General features: G+C 62.9%; 20 protein-coding genes. 5 read left to right on the top strand and 15 right to left on the bottom strand.

Translation table 11 applies throughout. The features are described 5' to 3' along the window. Nucleotides 1-9 precede the first annotated feature (9 nt). The gene (locus KA712_06085; protein MCG5052510.1) at nucleotides 10-525 is read right to left on the bottom strand and encodes a L,D-transpeptidase family protein; all 516 of its coding nucleotides are present in this window, start codon (nucleotides 523-525) and stop codon (nucleotides 10-12) included. 167 nt (nucleotides 526-692) lie between these two features. Between KA712_06085 and KA712_06080 the strand changes: the two genes are divergently transcribed. From KA712_06080 to KA712_06065, 4 genes are all read left to right on the top strand, one after another. Continuing rightward, on the top strand, nucleotides 693-1,166 hold the full coding sequence (locus tag KA712_06080; protein MCG5052509.1) for a cupin domain-containing protein: 474 nt from the start codon (nucleotides 693-695) through the stop codon (nucleotides 1,164-1,166). A 742-nt stretch (nucleotides 1,167-1,908) separates the two neighbouring features. Further along, a complete protein-coding gene (locus KA712_06075) occupies nucleotides 1,909-3,000 on the top strand; it encodes an AAA family ATPase (GenBank protein MCG5052508.1) in 1,092 nt (363 codons plus the stop codon). Between the two features lie 114 nt (nucleotides 3,001-3,114). Continuing rightward, nucleotides 3,115-4,587, top strand: coding sequence for a hypothetical protein (locus tag KA712_06070; protein MCG5052507.1), 1,473 nt, complete (start codon nucleotides 3,115-3,117; stop codon nucleotides 4,585-4,587). A 45-nt stretch (nucleotides 4,588-4,632) separates the two neighbouring features. Continuing rightward, nucleotides 4,633-4,839, top strand: a complete 207-nt coding sequence (locus KA712_06065; GenBank protein ID MCG5052506.1) for a hypothetical protein — start codon at nucleotides 4,633-4,635, stop codon at nucleotides 4,837-4,839. A gap of 127 nt (nucleotides 4,840-4,966) precedes the next feature. Here KA712_06065 and KA712_06060 read toward each other — a convergent pair whose 3' ends face one another. From KA712_06060 to KA712_06020, 9 genes are all read right to left on the bottom strand, one after another. Beyond that, entirely contained in the window at nucleotides 4,967-5,773 is an 807-nt protein-coding gene (locus tag KA712_06060; protein MCG5052505.1) for a hypothetical protein, read from the bottom strand. A 7-nt stretch (nucleotides 5,774-5,780) separates the two neighbouring features. Beyond that, nucleotides 5,781-6,110, bottom strand: a complete 330-nt coding sequence (locus KA712_06055; protein ID MCG5052504.1) for a hypothetical protein — start codon at nucleotides 6,108-6,110, stop codon at nucleotides 5,781-5,783. After that, a complete protein-coding gene (locus KA712_06050; GenBank protein ID MCG5052503.1) occupies nucleotides 6,107-7,291 on the bottom strand; it encodes a PDDEXK nuclease domain-containing protein in 1,185 nt (394 codons plus the stop codon). Before KA712_06050 ends, KA712_06055 begins: the two co-directional genes overlap by 4 nt. A gap of 75 nt (nucleotides 7,292-7,366) precedes the next feature. Further along, entirely contained in the window at nucleotides 7,367-7,705 is a 339-nt protein-coding gene (locus tag KA712_06045; GenBank protein MCG5052502.1) for a hypothetical protein, read from the bottom strand. 191 nt (nucleotides 7,706-7,896) lie between these two features. Continuing rightward, entirely contained in the window at nucleotides 7,897-8,310 is a 414-nt protein-coding gene (locus KA712_06040) for a hypothetical protein (GenBank protein ID MCG5052501.1), read from the bottom strand. A gap of 129 nt (nucleotides 8,311-8,439) precedes the next feature. Beyond that, complete coding sequence (locus tag KA712_06035) at nucleotides 8,440-8,679, bottom strand: hypothetical protein (GenBank protein ID MCG5052500.1); 240 nt, start codon at nucleotides 8,677-8,679, stop codon at nucleotides 8,440-8,442. 57 nt (nucleotides 8,680-8,736) lie between these two features. Next, nucleotides 8,737-9,168, bottom strand: a complete 432-nt coding sequence (locus KA712_06030; GenBank protein MCG5052499.1) for a hypothetical protein — start codon at nucleotides 9,166-9,168, stop codon at nucleotides 8,737-8,739. A gap of 218 nt (nucleotides 9,169-9,386) precedes the next feature. Continuing rightward, nucleotides 9,387-9,953, bottom strand: coding sequence for a PD-(D/E)XK nuclease family protein (locus KA712_06025; protein ID MCG5052498.1), 567 nt, complete (start codon nucleotides 9,951-9,953; stop codon nucleotides 9,387-9,389). 538 nt (nucleotides 9,954-10,491) lie between these two features. Then, nucleotides 10,492-10,836, bottom strand: a complete 345-nt coding sequence (locus KA712_06020; GenBank protein ID MCG5052497.1) for a hypothetical protein — start codon at nucleotides 10,834-10,836, stop codon at nucleotides 10,492-10,494. 188 nt (nucleotides 10,837-11,024) lie between these two features. Between KA712_06020 and KA712_06015 the strand changes: the two genes are divergently transcribed. Beyond that, nucleotides 11,025-11,354 carry a hypothetical protein gene (locus tag KA712_06015; GenBank protein ID MCG5052496.1) on the top strand — a complete coding sequence of 110 codons (330 nt, stop codon included), beginning with the start codon at nucleotides 11,025-11,027 and terminating at the stop codon, nucleotides 11,352-11,354. A gap of 135 nt (nucleotides 11,355-11,489) precedes the next feature. On the opposite strand, the gene KA712_06010 is transcribed toward KA712_06015, so the two are convergent. The 5 genes from KA712_06010 to pglZ all read right to left on the bottom strand — a co-directional run bounded on the left by KA712_06010 (nucleotide 11,490) and on the right by pglZ (nucleotide 19,529). Continuing rightward, nucleotides 11,490-12,320, bottom strand: coding sequence for a hypothetical protein (locus tag KA712_06010; protein MCG5052495.1), 831 nt, complete (start codon nucleotides 12,318-12,320; stop codon nucleotides 11,490-11,492). A gap of 118 nt (nucleotides 12,321-12,438) precedes the next feature. Next, nucleotides 12,439-13,119: a L,D-transpeptidase gene (locus KA712_06005; protein ID MCG5052494.1), complete on the bottom strand. Its 681-nt coding sequence runs from the start codon at nucleotides 13,117-13,119 to the stop codon at nucleotides 12,439-12,441. Nucleotides 13,120-13,202: 83 nt separating this feature from the next. After that, a complete protein-coding gene (locus tag KA712_06000; protein ID MCG5052493.1) occupies nucleotides 13,203-15,296 on the bottom strand; it encodes a DEAD/DEAH box helicase in 2,094 nt (697 codons plus the stop codon). Next, entirely contained in the window at nucleotides 15,286-16,626 is a 1,341-nt protein-coding gene (brxD, locus tag KA712_05995) for a BREX system ATP-binding protein BrxD (protein ID MCG5052492.1), read from the bottom strand. The genes KA712_06000 and brxD overlap by 11 nt, the downstream gene beginning before the upstream one ends. Nucleotides 16,627-16,643: 17 nt before the next feature. After that, a complete protein-coding gene (gene pglZ / locus KA712_05990) occupies nucleotides 16,644-19,529 on the bottom strand; it encodes a BREX-2 system phosphatase PglZ (protein MCG5052491.1) in 2,886 nt (961 codons plus the stop codon). Between the last annotated feature and the right edge of the window lie 2 nt (nucleotides 19,530-19,531).

Here is a 19,531-nt window from a genome sequence, read left to right as displayed (position 1 = left end):
AGGCGTGTCCTAGGGCTCGAGCCGGATCACCTTGGCCTGCGAGGCCTTCGCCCACGCCCCGATGCGCTGCACGTCTTCGTCGTGAGCCAAGCCCACACAGCCGTCGGTGGTGTCGAACCAGTTGACGGCGCCACCCAGCCAGCGCACCCGTCGGTCGGGGCCATGGACGCCCACGGCGCCCCCGGTGTACCCCAGTTGCCTCTGCATCGGGGTGGGGTAGCCGATGGGGATGAACCATCCGTAGGGCTTCGACCTGCGGATGGGGCCCAGGCTGTATTCGCCCACGGGCGTCTTGCGGTCGCCGGACTTGCGCTTGCCGTACCCGGAGGCGCCGATGCGCACGGAAAACGCGGGGCCCTCTTGCTTGCCGTTTTGGCACTGGAGCAGCTGGTGCTGTTCGAGGAGCACCAGCAGGTGCGGCCGTCGAAGCGAGCCGCATCTGTCGTCACGCGCTTCAGGGGCAGGGGCAGCGCAGGTCAGGGCAAGCGAAAGAGCAGCGACGACCGTAACGCGGCGGCAGGGCACGTTGGTTCTCCTTTTGATGTCTCGACCTCGTCCGCAACGCGCAAGAGTTGGTATGCAAGCCATGGCGGCACAGCTGGAGCTGCGCATCGGCATCCACGTTGCCAACCTTCCACCTATAGCCCACCTTACCGTACTCTACCTGGATCTTGGCTCACAACGGAGACGACATGACTCTCAAGCCCCCAGCGTTGGACCCTTCCACAATCGCGCCACGCACGACGTCTACGTACCCAGAGGTCTTTCGGTCGCGTGTGTTGCCGCGCGAAAAGCGCGCGCTTGGCGATGCCCTTGGTCTGACCAAGTTCGGCGTGAACCTCACCACTTTGTTCCCGGGAAAAGAGTCTTCACTGCGGCACTACCATTTGCACGAAGACGAGATGGTGTTCGTACTCGAGGGGGAGGTAGTTCTTCGCACAGACGAAGGGGAACAAGTGCTCACCGCAGGCATGTGCGCCGGCTTCCCCGCAGGTTCAAAGAACGGTCACCACCTCATCAACCGTAGTGAGCATCCGGCGCAATACCTGGAAATCGGGAACCGCGATCCAGCTGACTCCGCCAACTACTCCGACGTTGATCTCACCGTCAGAAAGAACGCGGCAGGGGCTTGGGTTTACGCCCGCCGTGATGGCAGCGAATTCTGAGGGGCATCCCGGCGTGCGAAGCCTGAAGCGGCGACAGAAGATAGCTGAAGAACCACATTGGCTCACGTGAGCAAGCAGAAAGCGGTTGTTCGCCTTCTGCAGTCTCTGGTTGTTTTGTTCCGCCAAGAGCCAACCGGAGGGCGTGGGTGGAATCTCGGGAACGGCCACGGCTGCCGCAGAGTATCATAGCGGGAGGACCTCGTGTCCGGCATCTTGAAAATGCCACGGGTGCAGTCGCCAGGCACGGGGTTGACGTCCAGCCTTAGGTGTTGTGATCCCCCAAGTCTTGCCGCATTTGGGGCTTGAAAATCGGGAAGAGCAGCACGGGTAGCAGGGGTGGGCGCCTCACGAGCCGGAGGTCATGCGGAGCCGTGAACACTGCGCGCGTTCGGTATCGCGTCCCGGGGGCAGCGGCAGCAGCTCCGGCGTGGCCCCCTCCCCTGGGGTGCCCGCAGCGAAGGGACCGACGAGCTCGGCCCGAAGTGCGCGGATCTGGTGTCCAATGGCTCCTGACCCATGCGCGGTGCTTTCCCGCCCACCTTGTGAAGGAGGACCGAGGCGTTTGGCCAGATGGCAAGCTTGGTCGGCGGGGCCGCCTTGGGCAGGCGCAGTGTTACCGTAGAAAAAGTGGGCACCTTTTCTGGCGAGGCGGCGATAACCGGGTGTGAACCGATACCCAAGAGTCGGACCGCGACGCCGCGACGGTCACCACGGCCAGGATGCTAGACCAGGGTCGGCGACCATGACGGCCAGGCTGAATCAAATCCGGATCGAAGGCTTCAAGTCCATACGAGAGGCCGACCTGGAGCTGCGCCGGCTGAACGCTTTGATTGGGGGCAATGGCTCGGGCAAGAGCAACTTCATCGGACTGTTCGGCTTCCTGAACGACATCGTCGAGGGCCGCCTGCAGCTATCGGCAAGGAAGGCGGGAGGGGCCGATACGCTTCTGCACTTCGGGCGCAAGCGAACGCCCAAGATGGCGCTGCACCTGCGATCCGGAATGAACGGCTACCGGATCGAACTGGCGGCCACGACCGACGACGGGCTGGCGTTCGAGCTCGAGCAGTGCGAGTTTTGGGGGCAGGGATACGACCAGCCCGATGTCCATCCCGCAGAACGGGGACACCTCGAGTCGGTCCTGCCGGGGGCGGCGAAGAAGCACCCGGGAAAGGTGGCCGACCACGTGCTTCGTTTGCTGAAGTCCTGGAGGATCTACCACTTTCACGACACCAGCGAGTCTGCTCCCGTGAAGGGTCTGGGCGCCATCGAGGACAACGAACGTCTGCGGGAGAACGCTGAGAACCTGGCAGCGTTTCTGCTCGCGGTGTCGCAGCAGGCGCCCGCGCAATACCAGCAGATCTTGACGACGGTCCGCATGGTAGCGCCCTTCTTCGATGATTTCCGGCTTCGGGAGAGCCCTCTTTCACCGGGGAAGATCAAGCTGGAATGGCGCGAGAACGGAAGCGACGCCTACATTAACGCGCACTCGATGTCCGACGGAACGCTTCGGTTCGTGTGCCTGGCGACGTTGCTGCTGCAGCCGGACCTGCCGGGCACGATCCTTTTGGACGAGCCGGAACTGGGGCTGCATCCTTACGCCATTGAGGTTTTGGCGGCCCTGTTGCGCCGCGCCGCCCAGCGGACGCAGGTAATTGTCTCGACGCAATCGGTTTCGCTGGTCAACCAGTTTGGCCCTGAGGATCTGTTGGTGGTGGAGCGGGATCAGGGGGCGACCGTGTTCAAGCGCCCAACGCCCGATGAGGGGTGGCAGGAAGAGTACGGGCTGGGCGACCTGTGGGAAAAGAACGTTCTGGGCGGACGGCCGTGGAGGTAGCGGGTGGCTCCGGGTTCCGTGTTGAGGGTGGGAACCGCTTGTCGAACGCACCCCTTGCCTTTGTCTTCCAGGCTTGGTTAGCCTTCAGCAACGTGTCGTGACAGTCAGTCGCCCATGAGCTCTACCACATCTGCCCCCAACGAAATCGTCATCGGCCTTGTCGGTCCAGTTGGCTGCGACTGGGACAAGGTCAATAAGTGCATTTCGAAGTGTCTGGACCAGTATCGGTACGAGTCACGCACAATTCGAATGTCCGAGTTCTTCAAGATGCCTGAAGTGGAAGGCATCGCGGGAAAGACCTCGAGCACCTCGGAGTTCGATCGTCTGAGTTCTTCGATGAAGGTCGGAGACGCTCTTCGAACCTATACGAAGCGGAAAGATATTCTGGCTTTGCTCGCTTCAACCTGGATTGCAGGATCACGAGAACGAGACCCACAGGATCGACCAAAGCCTTTCACGCGCAAGGCTCACGTACTTCGGTCTCTGAAGCGTCCAGAGGAGGCCGTTACGCTCCGCCGCACCTACGGAAGCCGCTTTATTCTGATTAGCGTGTTCGTCCCCAGAGAGGAACGAATCGCGAAGTTGATGCAATCGATGAAGGAGGAGGACGCCGTAAAGCTCGTCGGAAATGACGAGGAAAGCGGCGATTTCGGCCAGGCAACGGCAAAAACCTTCGAGTTAGCCGATCTATTCATCGCGGGCAGCTTGGGTGAGGAGCAGATGGTGGCGCAGCTTCACAGGCTGTTCGACCTGTACTTTGGTTCCCCCTTCGTCACTCCAACCTTGGCAGAGCATGGGATGTTCCAAGCGTTCGCGGCTTCCCTCCGTTCCGGGGACCTCTCCCGGCAGGTTGGAGCAGTGATTGCAACTCCGGACGGCACCATATTGGGCTCTGGGGCGAACGATGCGCCTTGCTACGGGGGCGGCCAATATTGGCCCGGCCCAGATGACCAACGCGATCTTGTGAAGGGGTTTGACTCAAACGAGGAGGCGAAAAGGAGGATGGCCATCGACATCCTCGGGGCATTCCAAAGGGTGCCGGAAGGTGGGCAGGATCCTCTCGAAGCAGCTGAATCGTACCTGCGGAAATCCGGCCTCTTCGACATCACAGAATTCGGAAGGGCAGTGCATGCTGAGCTCGCTGCAATCTTGAGCTGCGCTAGAGTCGGCGTTTCGACCAAAGGCGCAATACTCTTCTGCACCACGTTCCCTTGCCACAATTGCGCCAAGCATATCGTTGCGGCGGGCATCGAACGGGTTCAGTTCATTGAACCTTACGCCAAAAGCAAGGCTCTTGAGCTACATAGCGACGCGATCTCACTTTCGGATATCAAGGATCGAGTGCGCTTTACACCGTTTCTGGGAATCGGCCCGCGGCGTTACGTCGAGCTGTTCTCCTTAAGAGATTCGACGGGACAGTTAACGAGGCGTAAAGCGGGGGACGGACGTTTGGCGAAATGGGAACGCGCCGATTCGGAACCCAAAGAACCTGGTTGGGTCGTCACTTTCCTCGACCTCGAGGAGTTCCTGCTCGTTGAGGTCGACGCGGCACTGACGGTCAGTCAGAAGCCCGAAGGGGAGCCGTGATGGTTTCCGTTCCCCGAGTACCGGGAATGTGTTTAGAATCTGCTTATGGAAGCAGGCAAGCAGAGCAAATTCCGGGAAGCCGCGGACGCCGCCGCTCGTCGGGTCGCGCAATGGCCCGAATGGAAAACTGCCGCTGCGATGACCCAGAGCGCCACATTGGACATGAACGGGTCGCCGATGCCCGTCTTGGCGAAACACAAAACATCACCTTTGTCCGACGCTGGTCCGCATTCCGGCAAAAAGAGTGAGTGACATTCGCGTTCAAACACCGTCCCTCAGACGTAGATCTCCTTCTGCCTGACGCTGAAACTCGCTTCGGGCCAGACGGAAACCTCGGGGCCGGTTCCCGCACTCGGGCTGTGTGGCGCCGAGAGTGATTTCATCGGGACGGGCGACTCAAGTCCGCACAAAGCGGCAGCAGCACCTCCGCATCCAGGGCCGCATACTCCACCTGTTCCCGCCCCAGAGGCCGCTGGCGCCAGTCGCTCGCCTGCTGGCTCTTGTCCAGGTCTCGTTTCAGTTCGCGTCGCACGAGCGCCCGCAGGCTGTGGCCGCCCTCGGCCTCAGGGCCGTGCTTCTCGCGGGAAAGGGCTATCGTGTCGATGACCGGCTCGATCCGAAACCCCTGGCGGCCCAAGACCTCGCGCTCGAAGTCGGCGTTGTGAATCACCTTCGTGAGGCTCGGGTTGTCGAGGACAGCGCCTAGCGGTTCGAGGTCGGACAGCTCGCTGGCATCGATGAGGTAGGTCGTCGTGGCGCCCGCGATCTGAATCAGACAAAGCACGAGGCCATCCAGGCTCGTCTCCACATCCAGTCCCACCGGCGGTAGGCGGCCCACGTCGCGACCGTCACCGGACAGCCAACGCCACGCCCCTCCGACATCAAGCAGGTAGCTTGCCACCACCTCGCGCTGCACCCATGGAGGCATCAGCGCCTGGAACTTGGTCAGGCGGTACGAAGGCAGAGACTCGGCCACCTCTTTCCAGAGCTTCTCGTTCTCCCAAAACTCCACTTCACGCAGCTTCGTGAGCGCGGCCTCGAAACGGGTCCGGCTGACGCTTTCGCCGCGCAGCTTGATCAAGAAGTTGTCGGGCACGACTTTCCAGGCCCCTTCGACGGCCTCGAGCGCGTACCGAAGCGTGGCGTTGATGCGGCCGCCGGCGAACGTCGGTGTGTACAACGGCATCTTTCGGTTACTCCAGACTCGCGTAGATAGTTTCAAGAAAGGCTTTTCTGCTTCCCGAGAACGCGCATGGGTCCACCTCGAGATGGAACAGCTCCTGAAATTCGAGCTCGACGTCGGAACTCGTCTGCAGGAACTTCTGGATGTCAGTACGAAGGGCCACAAGCTCCTTTGGAGACGTGACTTCCCGGTATGCTTTTACGACCTCTTCGACTGTCTTGCCGTTGAGGTCGAAGTCCTGGTGAAACCAGTCGGCCATCAGGGATCTGAGGTGGGGGAGTTGTAGGGACTGGTCAGGCCTTGAATCGACTGCACCCCTCGAGCTTGATAGCTCGGTCATGTTGCCTTCTCCTCGTCAGGCTCGGAGAGTTCAGCCTCGATGGCTTCGATGGTGGGCAGGGCGGATTCGAGTTCTTTGGGCAGGGCGCGGGTGAGCTCGTACTCGGACACGCCGATGGGTTTATCCAGGCCGCGCAGGGCGTACTCCGCAAGTAGTTGCTTCTTGTCCTGGCAGAGGATGAGGCCTATCGAAGGTTGGTCGTCGGGGTGGCGAAGACGTTCGTCGACGAGGTTGAGGTACAGGTTCATCTTGCCGGCGTGCTCGGCCTGGAAGGGGCCCACCTTCAGATCGACGACGACGAAGCAGCGCAGCTTGAGGTGATAGAAAAGAAGGTCGAGGTAAAAGTCGTCGCCATCTAGGGTCAGGCGGTATTGGCGGCCAACGAAAGCGAAGCCAACGCCAAGCTCGATCAGGAACCGCTGCAGGTGCGTGAGCAGGTGCGCTTCCAGTTCGCGTTCACGGAAGGGGGCAGTGAGCGTGAGGAAGTCGAAGATGTAGGGGTCTTTCAGCGTTTGCTGTGCCAGATCCGATTGGGGTGGGGGCAGGCACTGGGCGAAGTTGGTGATGGCTGCGCCCTGCCGGGTGTGGGCCTGGCTCTTAATCATGGTGGTGAGCACATCGCGGCTCCAACCTTCGGCCACGGCGCGCTCGAGGTACCAGCGGCGGGTCTGCAGGTCCTTGACCTTCTCGATGAGGACGAAGTGGTGACCCCAGGGAAGGGCGAAGAAGGCATCGCCATAATGCGCAAAGTCATATTGCGCCACGGGCTGTGGCACTTTTGACCTCGAGGCTATTTTCGCCACAGCCTGTGGCGAAATTGGTGGGGACTCTCGAGCGCCGCGCTCCGCTGAACCATGACTCAACGCATCTAATTTCGCCACAGCCTGTGGCGAAATTGTAAGTTGCTGATATGACTTGAAGAATAGGACCATTCGGTCAAGGTTGCGCTCCGAAAAGCCCTTCATGCCCGGCAGCTCGGAAGCAAGGTCACGGGCTAGGCGCGGAGTTACCGAGGCGCCCCATCCTTCGCTCTGTTGCTTTGCGACAATCAGGCGCCCGACCTCCCAGTAGAGCAGCACGAGTTCGCGGTTGGCGGCAGCCGCGGCGCGGGTTTGCGCACCCTGGATGCGCGCCTTGATGTCCCGAAGAAGAGCGGGATATTCCGTCAGCGTTTGGCTCATGAGGCCTCCTCTTGGAGGAGTGCTGGGTCCCACGAAGCCAATGCTCGCACCGCTTCTGAGGCAAGGTTCTTCGCTCTATCGAACATCTGCCTGCTCCGGCTCGAGCACCATCGCACGCACGAGGCTTCTCTTGCTGTAAGCAGATCTCCCCCCGAAAGACATTCGCACCTTTCCCTTGTGCTGCCCTGCCTCAAGCAAGCGAGTAGGTTCGTCGTCTCTTCCGACTGAGTCCTGCAGGGCTCCCAGCAAGTCCAGATCCTGAGCACCAAAATAGGGGCTTCGAACGGCCTTCAGCTTGATCGCTCGGTCCGGCGCTGACAGTTCGATCAAGAGAGCCGGATAAGCCTCTGTTTTCTGGGCGCCGACCACCTCGACGGTCGCCAGTTGTTGAAGCAGGTGTGTGCCATCGGCCAAGCGATCCTGGATGCCACCTTGGTGGGCGTCAGACCCCGGTACGGGGCCGCCTCCACCTTCGACAATCCGCCACTTCGTGCCATGCCCTAGGCTCGTTTTGTAGATAGTTAGCCTTGCCACAAAAGCAACGCCAAGGGCAAAAGGTGCCAACGCCCATAGCAGTATGAGAGGCCGCAGCGCCCGCCTACCGGTCATCGCCCCGCTCCCGCAAGCTCGAGGGCAAGCACGCCCTCGGTGAAGCCATGCAGCTCAACGCGATCAGGGGCCGACCAACGAAGAGAGAGCGCCGAGAGGTCGAGCTGACGTCCATCCATCGCTGGCAGCGCCCATGTTTCGGTGTCACCCCGACGATTGTCTTTGATCGTTAGATATGCGATCGATCGGCGCTCCCGATGTAGACCGAGATCGACAAAGGCAAGTTCATGAACCTCCACCCGCGCCGACCGGAGGCGGTCCGAAGACTCGACGTATCGCCCCCGTTCCTGGGCGATGCTCTCGAGGTAGGTTGGCACGTCACCGCAGCGAAGCCACGCAGCTCCAACGATTAGGAAGCCGAAGAGCCCGAAGAGGAACGTTTTGCCTGAACCGATCCTCTCAAGGCGCATGGGCTCCGGCTCCCGTTCGCTGGCTGCGCGATGGCGGCTGTGACGGTTTGGCGGCAGGTCGCCACTCCTCGAAGGCGTGTTCGTCATCGACCCGCCATGTGGTGGTGATAGCTGAAGAACCACGTTGGCTCATGGAGTAAGCTGAAAGCGGTTGTTCGCCTTCTGCAGTCTCTGGTTGTTTTGATCCGCCAAGAGCCAACCGGAGGGCGTGGATGGAATCTCGGGAACGGCCACGGCTGCCGCAGAGTACCATAGCGGGAGGACCTCGTGTGCGGCATCTTGAAAAATGCCACGGGTGCCGTCGCCAGGCACGGGGTTGACGTGCAGCCTTTCTGCCGCGTCCAGACCGTCGGTGGTGCGGGCGCTCATCTGCCGAAGGCGGACATCCGGGCCAAGGGCATCGCGAGGCGCGCTTGAGCCCGGCAGCTACGCGTGCTGAGCCACGCGCTTCAACAGTTTCCGTTTCAGGTCGTCCACGGCGTCAAGCGAGGACACCATCTCCCCGCCAACGTTCGATAGCCGCGCGACATCCTGCCTCGAGACCTTCGTTTGGTCTGCGAACACAAGCAGAGAGTCGAAGGAAACGTTTGCTCGTAACCAGTGTTCGATGATCAACGCCGTCAGCTTGGCTTTTTCGTTGTTCGGAATCCCGAAGAGGAACAGCGGTGTCTCCGGATCGCGGCTTTCGAGCTTGAAATCGATCTTGTAGTTCTCCGCGTGGGGCATCCCGGGGATCACGAAGTCGCGGATCATGTTCTGCGGAGAAACCAGCGCTCGTACCTTGTGCTCGAGGTCTTCGTAGAAGGTAGATGAAACGCGCGTTCGGGTAAGGAAGCTCAGGTCGTGTATGCGCGTCAATGCCTGCCCCAGGCGAAAGACGGCGCCGCCTACTTGATCGGCAGCCGAATCGACGAATAACTCGCCTTCGTGCTCAGCGATTCCGCTGTCCGCCACCGAAACCCTGGTGCGCCAGAACCCAGGCGACAGCTAGGGCTCCCGTGGAGCCAAAGCCTGCGAGAGCCGCCCTCAGAAACCGTACGCCCATAAGTGCCCTTGGGAGGCGCCTTCGTGAGCCCTCAGACCTGCCCAACCGCGGAGACTGGAACGACGACACCCGCGAACGGCAGGTGGACCCAGGTCGAGATTTGCGCATCAGGCCTCAGCTGCTTGATGGCGTTGGCGTAGCACGCGAGCTGACCGGCGAGGGACAAAACGTTCTTCTTTGCGCCGTCGACGCTGCGGTGGCTTTTGTGATCGATGATCATCACCTGTTCGTTGTGCTCCACCAGCATGTCTGCGGTCCCGGCGACCAGAGTTCCCAAATCATCGCAGGAGCCCAGCGGCCACTCGCGCAGAACGCGCGCCCCGGGCGCCACGCGCGCCAGCCATGCCCGGAGGCGGTCGGACATCTCCAGGAGCCGTTCGGGATCCAGCGCCCCGGATACGCCATGACGGGCCAGCAAGCCTTCTGCAAGGTCCCGGCGAGCTCCGCGCGTCAGCGTGGGGGCCTCGGCGGCCAGGAAGCCGTGAAGCGCATCGCCCAGGAGATCCGCATCGGCGGCGCCAGGGACTGCAAACGCCTCACCCAGGGACTGGGGAACGCCCAGCGCCCCTGCGTCTGCGGCCACGGATGACGGTGACATGCGCGCCGGCGGATACGACGCCGTAGGCAAGCGCCCCCCCTCACCTCGCCGGAGACCGGGACCTGGGCCACGGGCTCTCGACCTGTTGCGGATGAAACTTCCACTTCGACCGGCTGGCCAGCCCAGTCGACCGTCGTGCGTCCTTGCGTTTTGCGCAGAGGCTCCACGACCAGTCCGGGGTGGATCGTCTCGAGGACAGACACGATGCCCTCCAGCATCTTGCCTGCCTGGCTTGCAAAGACCAGCTGGTCGCGCGCACGCGTCCAGCCCACGTAAAGCACGCGCAGAGCCTCCTTATCGGCCTTTTCCAGGATGCGCCGAAAAGCAGGGCTGCGTCCGTAAGCGTCCTTGATGGGGCCGCCGGCACTCTTCCAGATCGCGAAGGAGAGGATGACCGCTTTTTGGGAGCGCCTAGGCCTCCTTCGAGCCCACATTGTGCAGCATAATGCCCTGGCTTGGCGAGCGGCGCGTGAGACATGCCCCTGGGTCCCCCCCGGGGCCGTGGCTTGGAGATGCCGACCGCGGTCGACCGGACGCCTCAGTTCACTTCCGGAAGCGCCGAGCCAGACTCTGCGGCCCGGCGAATGGTGGCCAAGAACTGGCCGCGCTCAATTTCTCTCTCGAGATCGACCACGCGAGTTCCGTCGAGCGCTCTTAAATCGCACAGCAGCCGATCCCGCTCTGACTGCGAGCCGCCCTGAAGGAGATAAACGAACAAGGAGGCTTCCAACGATTGATTCTGGAGTACGTTGCGATACGCCGAGAGCCGGGTGAACACCTCGCTCGTGGTCTTCTCCACTTGCGGCTCGGCCGGAGCGATCGGCTCCATCAAGAGAACCGGGCTTCCAGGTGCACCCGCCCAGTGAGAGATGGGTTGCAGCATCCTGGCGAAATGCGGAAGTCTTGCTCCCCAAAAGCGCTCTGGCCGGAACCGCGATTTCACCAGGTTCCCGACGCCGAATTGCTTGAAAAACTTCATCCCCAACGGCGGTTGGGCGCTCTTGTGGTGCTCGAGGTTTTGCGCAGACTGTGCGGGACAGCTCCGAACCGCACTCCGAGGAGACCAAGACCATGATGAAATCTGGAAGCCGCATTCCCGCGCCCAAGGTCGAACCCATCGTGCTCGAGGGCATCCGCTATGAGCAAGTCAGGAACGGCCTGCTCGCGGGGCTGGATCAGATGGGCGGCTATCTGGCCGCCTACGACGATGCCAGCGGGCACCGGCTTTGGTTCCTGAAGGTCTACGGCAATCGCCGCACCGGGGAGAAAGAAGGGGACGCCCAGGACGTGTTCTTTCGCTCGATGGTCGCGGAAAGTGACGGCACGTTGCGAATCGAAAACGAGCGTCGCGAGCTCTTCTTGGTCGACGTCAACTCTCGAACCGTGTCCCGACCCGATTGAAGCAAGGACGGCTCCGATGTGCCACGTACCGCGCAACCCACCTCATTTGCGCTCTCGGGGACAGGCACTTCCAGTGTTTTGGGCTTCGACCCGGCTGGGCAGCGCAGATCTCATCGAGCGCCGCAGGCGCCTCTTTCACAGGCCTTGGGGTCGGCTGCGCGTCTGGTTCCCCTCGCGATGTGAGAACCCTACACTCCCAACCGGGAGGTTCGGCGCAGGCACACTTCCTTCGAGCTGCGCCACGACCGTCTTTTCGCTGCCGTCGATCTTGGGATGAAAGAAGATGATGGCGGACTCGTGACCGGGCCAGCCTGTCCACGTGCCCCAGCGAGTCGAAAGGTCCTGCACTGACAACCACGTCTCCTTGGTAGCCTCGAAGCGCACCGCTTCCGCGGGTGCATCGGGCGCGGCTGCTCGAACGGTCAGCCGGCCTCCTTCGTTGGGAAAGTCATGGCTCCAGCTGTTGGGTTCCCTGGCGACCAGCTTCAGCTCGAGGGCCTGCTCCAACTGCCGCAGGGGGGCTCGATGGGCCAAGTGCCAAAGCGCCATGTCCAGTGTGGGCACGATGGGGTCCTCAATCGTCGACCCCGCAGGCGGAGCGGGCCGCTCGAAAACCCAAACCAGGCGCTCGACATGGCCACCCTCCTCGAGGCGCCCCCAGACCCTGATGACCATCTCAGGACAGGGGTTCTGAAACCGCACGAGTGTGCTCTGTTCGTCATTCCCGAGCTCAGGGGTGAGGCCCGCCCTTGCCAGGTCAGAGAGCGCTGGGCGCGCGCTCGCGTCGAGTTCGACGGCCAGCTGCCAAGCCGGGGCGTCAGCGGCGATCGAGCCTGTGACTTCAACTTGGTGCTTCAAACCGCGCAGGTGCCAACGCTTGCGCCCCACCTGCGAGAGTTCCGCCGCACCCAGCTCTTGGCCCAGTTGCCCCGGGGTGACCGGGGCGTTGCAGGCGGCCTTGGCCATTGTTTGAACGGGGTCGGCCGGTTGAGGCGGTAAGGGTGGTGGAGGCTTGGCAGGGGGCGCAGGCGGGGAGATCTTGCAGGCTACAGTGAGGCCAAGGAGCGAAATCAGCCACAAGGGTCTAGAACTTGAGTTCACCTACCACCACGACTTTAAAGGCGCCTGGAAACACATGTACATGGTAGGGCGGTTTGCCACCTTCCCGCCTAGGAAAGGGTATGGTTTCCACGCTGTACGGATGAATGGTGAGGCGGGTGCCTCGCTTTAGATAGCCGCGGCGCACCATCTCGAGCATGTCAGCGGGCTTGAGATGTATACAGCCATGTGAGACTTCCAGTTCCACCTCCTGCCCAAGAGCCGTTGCTGACTCGTTGGGAAGAGTCGTGTGGAAGAACTCGTTGCGAACCTTCTCCTTGCCGTCCAAGCGCCCGTTCTTATTCGTATCGGCGAAGAAGTAACAGGCGTTCGAGCCGAAGGAGTTGAACACCCAGGTCTTCGGCAACCCCATCCCGGCAAACAAAGCCTCGTAAGCTTGAATCAAGTCCTCCTTCGTCACGCCCACAAACTTCGTGACGGGTTGCCAGCTACCATCCACCTTCACCATAACCACTCCGGATTCCTCTTTCAGAGGCGCCCCCCAAGGGATGCTCGAGCCGCCCGGGTACCGTCTACTTTCATGCGGTCGGCACCCGGCGATGACGAAGTCCCCCGCCGGCGTTGGGGTCATCTCGAAGCCATCGACACCCATTTGACGGGTTTTGGGTCCGCCCACAGCGCCGTAACTGCTGATGATGACTTTCATTGATGTGGTTTTCGGATCTCATGTCGGCAATGTTGCGCGAAATCGCCCTATCACTCGGGGGGGCCTTCGTTTCTTCGGACTCGTCATTCACATTCCTCCCCTCCGACCTCTGTCAACATCTCCGCCAAGAATCTCTCCAAGAGCCCATCCGGCAAACACGGCTCGAATTTGCTCAGCTGCCCGCGGGCACAGGAGGAGGCCAGGCGGAGCGCATCGGCTTCGTTTGGGCGCGATTCCATCTTGAGGCGTTCCAGCACCTGGCGAATCGCCACCTCGCTCTTGCCGGCCTGGTCCGAGAACGAGATGTAGAGATTGTTGTTGGAGATCTTGTCGCCCAGCAAACCCGAAAGGGTCTTTGCGAGAAGGTTGTTTCGCTTGCCCCCGGCAAAGGTCCAAAGACGAAATCCACTGGGGCTTGGCTCCAAGGTGTCTCCGTGCTCCTCGACAAAGGCATGCTCTTGCCGAAGCTCCTTGAACTTACGGCGGGTCCTTTGGGACCACGCCTCCGGCTCGTCTTCGGAAACCAGAACGGCCTTGATGGCCTGGCAAAGCTCCCAGCTGAGCAACTGGGGTTGCCCCTGCCACCGGGGCAGACCTGCATCCGTAACAGGCTCTACGTGAATCAGCGCCTTCGACCAGTCTACTGAAGTCACCCGCCAGGTGCGCGCCGCAAGGGTGAAGGTGAGCCTGGCCAGGTCCTCGGCTTGCGCGAAATAGGCGTCGATCTGGCCAATGGCCTCGGGACCGTGCATGGCCGTCAACACATGGGGCGAGGAGAACACGGCGTAAAGCTCAGCAAAATGTTTCGCCCCGTAAAGCTTGCGGCCGCGCTCCCCCAGGTGGAAGCGGCCCCCCTCTTGCTGAAGGATTCCCTCCTCGACCATGTGCCGGGTCAGCGCCTCGCGATCCACCTCAGCAAGACCCGAAAAGGGCGTGGCCGACGACACCCAGGCCCACCAGTCACTGGTGGGAATGCCCCCTTCTTGCTGGCTCAGCGCCATGATCTGATGTGCCAAGAGGTGAGCGGCGCGGGTCCGCAAAGGCACGCTTTCGACAAAGCCACTGGCATGAAGGCGCAGAAGCGCGGCGGCTTGAATCAGGGCCTCATCCTTCGTGCAAAGAAAGGTGCAGTTCGGCAGCGTGCCCTCTCGCCTCCCGGTGCGTCCCATGCGCTGCAGAAACGAGGCGACGGTAGAAGGCGCATCGATCTGAATCACCCGATCCAAAGACCCAATGTCGATCCCCAGCTCGAGAGCGCTGGTGGCGACAATCACGCAGTTTTGCCCCTCTTCAAAGGCGCGTTCGGCCATCGCTCGCTGTTCTCGGGAGAGGGACGAGTGCGTGACATGCGTGTCCACCCCGCGCTTGCGCAGCTCCTTGCCCAACGCCTCGACCCGGCGGCGGCTGTCGACGAACACCAGGCGCTTTTCGCCCAGGTGCAGGCTGGCGATGACCGTGGCCGCGTTCTCGAGCGAGCCGACGTAGTCGAGCGACAGTTGCGGCGCCTTCGAGGCGCCCACCGGATGAAGCACGCGCCCGGGCCGCTGCGAGCTCCCGCGCACCCACCGGAGGATGTCGTCCGGATTGCCCACCGTGGCCGAAAGGCCGATGCGTTGAACGTCACGCCCACAAAAGCGCGACAGGCGTTCCAGAACCGACGAAAGGTGCCCTCCTCTGTCGTCGCCCACGAAGGCGTGGATCTCGTCGATCACGATCGCCTGCAGCCCCCGAAACAAGCGGTGCGCGGGAACATGCTGGCTCATCAGCATCACCTCGAGGCTCTCCGGCGTGGTCAGCAAGATGTCTGCAGGATTCGCGATGAACGCCTTTCTTGCCGAAGGCCCCACGGCACCGTGCCATTTGAAGGCGCGCCTTCCGATAAGGCCTGCATACCGCTGCAGCCGCTCCTCCTGGTTGTTCAGCAGGGCGACGATGGGCGCCACATAAATGACGGAGACCGGCTCCCACCCAAGGCTATCCATCTGAGAGATCAAGGGGAAGAAGGCCGCCTCGGTTTTGCCCCCAGCCGTGGGCGCCAGCACGACGCAATTTTCGCCATCGACGATGGGGCCAATCGCATTGAGCTGAACCGGCCGCAGCTCGGAAAACCGCAACCCGTTGACGATCTGGTATTGGACAGCGGGGCTCAGCCGCTCAAAGGCAGATTCACCGGCCACCGCTGTCTGCGCCCCCCTTCTCGTCGGCGAAGTCGAGCTCGATGTCGTCCACCGAACGTTCGATGCCGGCGGCGTCCCTCTCCTCGGGGCGCATCTCGCCTGGCTGAATGTCCAGCTTGTAGTGCTGGACGGGATCGAAAGCCTCGTGCTCGTCGACCTGATCCATGACCTGCACCAGCTTTCTCAGAAAAATCCGAGGGGCCACGCCGACCTTGCCCCCCAGCTTGCCCGCCACCTGCCGGGCCAGGGCACGGATGAAGTCGTCGGAGATTCTCGCGCGGAGTCGCTCGGGATCATCGGCATCGTAGATCTCGCGCACCCGAAGGCCCGCGTCCACTAGACGGTTTTCGTCGAAGGGCAAAAGCCGAATCTGGGGGGCGCGTGTGCTGTCGAAGGTGGGATCGGGACCAAAGTCCACGTGCAACCTCTGCTCGAGCGCAGGCGCCTTGCGCACGCCCGAGGGTCCTTCGTAGAACGCCGGCGTTCCCGTGATGAGCAGGTACATGCCCGGGTACTTCCGGTCGTCCAGCTCATCGATCATCTGCCGAAGCGCGTTCAAGCTCTTTTCCCGCGAATCTGCCCGCGTGCGCTGGATGGTCTCAACCTCGTCGAGCACCAACAACAGGCCCTTGCGCCCCGTCTGCTTCAGGATCTCGAGCAGCCCCCGAAAGAAGGCGCTGGCGGCGAAGTGATCCAGCTCGCCCTTGATGCCGGCCTTGCGCTTGATGTCTGCGCCCACCGTTTTTTGGCCCATGAGCCAGGCCAGGAGGCCCTCGGCCGTGGCCGGATCGTTCTCGACGCGCGCGCGGTGGCAGGCCCGCAGGGCTGCAGAAAACTGGGAGTTGATGGCGGAGACCTCGGCAAGGCGCCCCTCCAGCAGCTCGCCCACCTGGGTGGCCAGCTCGGATTCGTCGCCCGAGAACCCCGGCCGTGCCCGCACTTCCTCTTCCAGGCTGTAGAGCCACCGGTCGATGAGGGATCTGAAGGCCCCCTCGGCCCACTCTTTCGTGGCCAGGCTTTCGACCGCGCGCCGGTAGACGGTCTCCATGTTGTAAAGGGGGGTCTTCGTCTCGGAGATCTGAACTTCCGCGGTCGCAAAGCCCTCTGCCTGGGCCAGGTGCCGCACCCAGCGCGCAAAGAAGGTCTTGCCGGTGCCGTAATCACCGCGAACGGCCTTGAACTTACCGGCCCCCAGGGCGGCGTCCTGGAGCTCCCGCTCGATCGTCTTGGCGAAGCGTTCGAGCCCCACGGCGTAATGCTCGAGGCCCATGGCAGGCACGGTCCCCTGCCGAAGGGCCGAGATGATCTCGCGACGCCGGGGGCGGCTGATTCGTCCGGTAGACACCTTCACTCTCCAAACAGTTGAGCCAGCAGATCCCGGTTCAGGATCACCTGCTTGCCGGCCATGTCATGCTGAATGACGGCGTATCCGTCTTCGTTGAGAAACTCGGCGGCGATCGCAACGCGGCCGCCCACGTTCCGGGGCGCCTCGTCGAGCTGGCCCGCAAAGACCGCCTCGGACAGGCTGCCCCCGTGCTCTACCAAAAGCTCCACGACGGGGATCACATGCTTGCGCAGAAGATCCCGCCGGGGCCCGCTGTCTTTGGCAAAGACCTTGGTGAGCCGCTCGGCCCAAACGGAGCGTGAGGGCGTCTCGGCTTCGGGCTCGGGAGCCAGCGCCGGAGGCAACTCAAAGAGCTTCCCTTGCTTGGGGTTTTCGTCGCCCTTGCGCGCCTTGGGGCGGTCACGTACGGGTTCAGGAGGTGCGTCGGTCTTCGTGGCCTGCAACGGCAGGGTCAGCTTCAGATCCCACCAAGGCGGCACGGGATACGACACCACGTCGAGGCTGGGCTGATCGCTCTCGTGGGCAGTCTGGGCCAGATCCTCACTGGCAATGAGAATCGCCGGCGTGATCACCTCGGCTAAACTGGCGCCACCATGTTCGCCCAGGTTCTTCTTGCGGGAGTACCGGTCGGTCTCGCGGTACAACATCGCCAGGCGCCGGCTCTTGCGGCTGGTGTAAGCGGCAGGCCCCGCCAGCACGATTTCCTGGGGCAAGGGCAGCTCACCCTCCTCCAGTTCGCGAAAGCGGGGGCTATCTGCTCCGGTCGCGTCGACCGCGGTGTGGGGCCGCGAAGCCTGCACGTGGCCGTGGTCCGCGATGAGCAGGATGGCGCGTCCGGACTCCTTGGCCAGGGCCAGCACAGGCTCGAGCGCTTTGATGGAATGCCGGTTGTATTGAACCTGGTAGCCGGGCGTGTTGGAGAGCTGGTCGTCGATGGCGTTCAGGACGAGCGCGACGGCGCGATCGTCTCGTTTGATCAGCTTGCGGGCCTCTTCCTTGAGGTGTCCGGTCTCATCTTCGGCGTCGGTCCGCAACAACAGCCGGGGGCCGGCGCGCAGCAGGTCGGTGAAGCCCTTGTGCTCCTGGAGCCACTGGGGATCGTCGGTGGTCTGCAGCGCATCCCCGGGGCGCATCAACTTCCCTGCGAACAGCGCGGCCCGGCTGACCTGGGTCATCGTGGGAAAGGCCGCCGCCATCGGCGGCAGCTTGCCTTCCCACGACGGATTGGCGGGTCGCCAACGCAGGGGCCGGAACCCCAGCTCGGCGATGTCGGTGAGGATCTCGACGGCGCTCGCCCAAGACATGCCGTCCATCACGAGGATCAGCAACTTGCGATGCGCACCCGCCTGCAGAAACTCGAGACCAAGTCGATCGAGCGCCTTTTCGATCGGCAAAAGACGCCCGAGCTTTCTCTGCTCATTCCACGCGGGGAGGCCTCTGGCAAAGAGCTCGTCCATGCGGTCTCGGTAGCGGTCCGCCGCGGCGGCGACCTCGGCCATGGCGGCCTCGAGGGCATCGCCTTCGTGCCCGCCCCGCACCAGGCGCCGCGCCCAGTCGACAAAGCCCCCTTCCCGCACGAAGTGCTCGGCCGTGCGATACACCACTTCCGTGGGCATGCCCACCGGTGCCAGGTCCGCCTCGCTGGGCCGCTCGGCCAGATAGATCGCCAGGCGCATCGCCATGTCGAGGCGCCTCAGCCCCGCGCTCTTGGCGGGATCTTCCGCCAGGCGGTGGCTCCTCAGCGCTTGATAAAGAGACAAGGCCCGCGTGACGTCGTCGCGGTTGATTGAACCAGCTCCGTCGGGGCCCACGCCGGCAACGGCCGCCGAGAGGGCGCTGGCCAGGGCTTGTTTCGTGGCGTCGAACCCTGCGGCCAGGTAGCGGCTGGCGCCGAGCTGAGGCCTGATGGCCGTTCCCGCCAGCTCCTCGGCGATGCGCAAGATGTCCCTGAGGTGATCGGGATGCGCGGGCGCGGCGACGAGGGGATCACGTGTGGGCGCCGGCGGCCTGAGGCGCAGATCCAGCTTGGGCGCCAGCTCCGCCCACCGCAGCAGGAAAGCAACATCGAGGGCCCCCGCAGACGGAAACTCTTGCAGCCTCATCTCGAGGAAGATCCGAACGGCATCGTGGGAAAGCCGCTCTTTCAGCCCGTCCAGCACGAACGCCATGGCCGCCACGTGGGGCGCCCGCCCCTTGCGCCAGCTGCGCCAGGAAAGCGCGGCCACGGGCCCGACGCTGCCGGCCCAAAACGAGTCGACCGCCGCCGCGAACTTGGCACCCGACTCTGCATGGTCCAGAGCGCGCTCGAACTCCGGGTCCATGAGTGCCTTCGAGCGGGTTGCAAAGAACGCCAGCACGAACTCTTCGCTGAGCGTCTCTTCGCTGGGCAACCCCACGGCGCGTGAGAGATACTGGCGCCACGCGCTCTCGAGGGAGATGGTGGTCACGCCTTTGGGCGGGGGCAGCGGCCTGCCGTCCTGTAGCAACACGTCGGCCAGGGGGCTTTCCAGGAGCCGCGCCTGCACGCCGCGCACGCCAAACAAATTGCTGAGGCGCCGCTCGGGGCTGACCCATTGCAGGTCACCACTGGCGAGGCGGCCCCCCAGATCGAGCGGCAGCCGTTCGGTGAAGTCGACGAGGAAGGCCGCCTGCGCATTTTCCCGCTCGATGCGCCCCAACTCTTTGCGGAGCTCGAGCTCGCACTTTACGGGAACGATCTCGAAATCGTGGCTGTCCGCCCCGATCTGCACACTCACCCGGTCCCGCTCACCAAAGCCGTAGAAGGCCGTGTTGAACGAGCGGTGCGCCCGCTTGCTCCCTTCTGGCGGCTTGTGAAAGCGCTGAAGCTCGACGGCGAGGTCCTGCCGGGTGAGGTGTGGGGCTTTCATGG

It is taken from the genome of Myxococcales bacterium (genome assembly GCA_022184915.1).
Lineage (GTDB): Bacteria > Myxococcota_A > Polyangia > Fen-1088 > Fen-1088 > JAGTJU01.
The sequence above is the reverse complement of the archived record's forward strand: the minus strand, read 5'-3'. Positions and strand labels throughout refer to the sequence as shown.

Coding starts and splice junctions, on each gene's coding strand:
- KA712_06080 (MCG5052509.1), top strand. CDS start 693: ATGACTCTCAAGCCCCCAGCGTTGGACCCTTCCACAATCGCGCCACGC.
- KA712_06075 (MCG5052508.1), top strand. CDS start 1,909: ATGACGGCCAGGCTGAATCAAATCCGGATCGAAGGCTTCAAGTCCATA.
- KA712_06070 (MCG5052507.1), top strand. CDS start 3,115: ATGAGCTCTACCACATCTGCCCCCAACGAAATCGTCATCGGCCTTGTC.
- KA712_06065 (MCG5052506.1), top strand. CDS start 4,633: ATGGAAGCAGGCAAGCAGAGCAAATTCCGGGAAGCCGCGGACGCCGCC.
- KA712_06060 (MCG5052505.1), bottom strand. CDS start 5,773: ATGCCGTTGTACACACCGACGTTCGCCGGCGGCCGCATCAACGCCACG.
- KA712_06055 (MCG5052504.1), bottom strand. CDS start 6,110: ATGACCGAGCTATCAAGCTCGAGGGGTGCAGTCGATTCAAGGCCTGAC.
- KA712_06050 (MCG5052503.1), bottom strand. CDS start 7,291: ATGAGCCAAACGCTGACGGAATATCCCGCTCTTCTTCGGGACATCAAG.
- KA712_06040 (MCG5052501.1), bottom strand. CDS start 8,310: ATGCGCCTTGAGAGGATCGGTTCAGGCAAAACGTTCCTCTTCGGGCTC.
- KA712_06035 (MCG5052500.1), bottom strand. CDS start 8,679: ATGAGCGCCCGCACCACCGACGGTCTGGACGCGGCAGAAAGGCTGCAC.
- KA712_06025 (MCG5052498.1), bottom strand. CDS start 9,953: ATGTCACCGTCATCCGTGGCCGCAGACGCAGGGGCGCTGGGCGTTCCC.
- KA712_06020 (MCG5052497.1), bottom strand. CDS start 10,836: ATGCTGCAACCCATCTCTCACTGGGCGGGTGCACCTGGAAGCCCGGTT.
- KA712_06015 (MCG5052496.1), top strand. CDS start 11,025: ATGATGAAATCTGGAAGCCGCATTCCCGCGCCCAAGGTCGAACCCATC.
- KA712_06010 (MCG5052495.1), bottom strand. CDS start 12,320: ATGGCCAAGGCCGCCTGCAACGCCCCGGTCACCCCGGGGCAACTGGGC.
- KA712_06005 (MCG5052494.1), bottom strand. CDS start 13,119: ATGAAAGTCATCATCAGCAGTTACGGCGCTGTGGGCGGACCCAAAACC.
- pglZ (MCG5052491.1), bottom strand. CDS start 19,529: ATGAAAGCCCCACACCTCACCCGGCAGGACCTCGCCGTCGAGCTTCAG.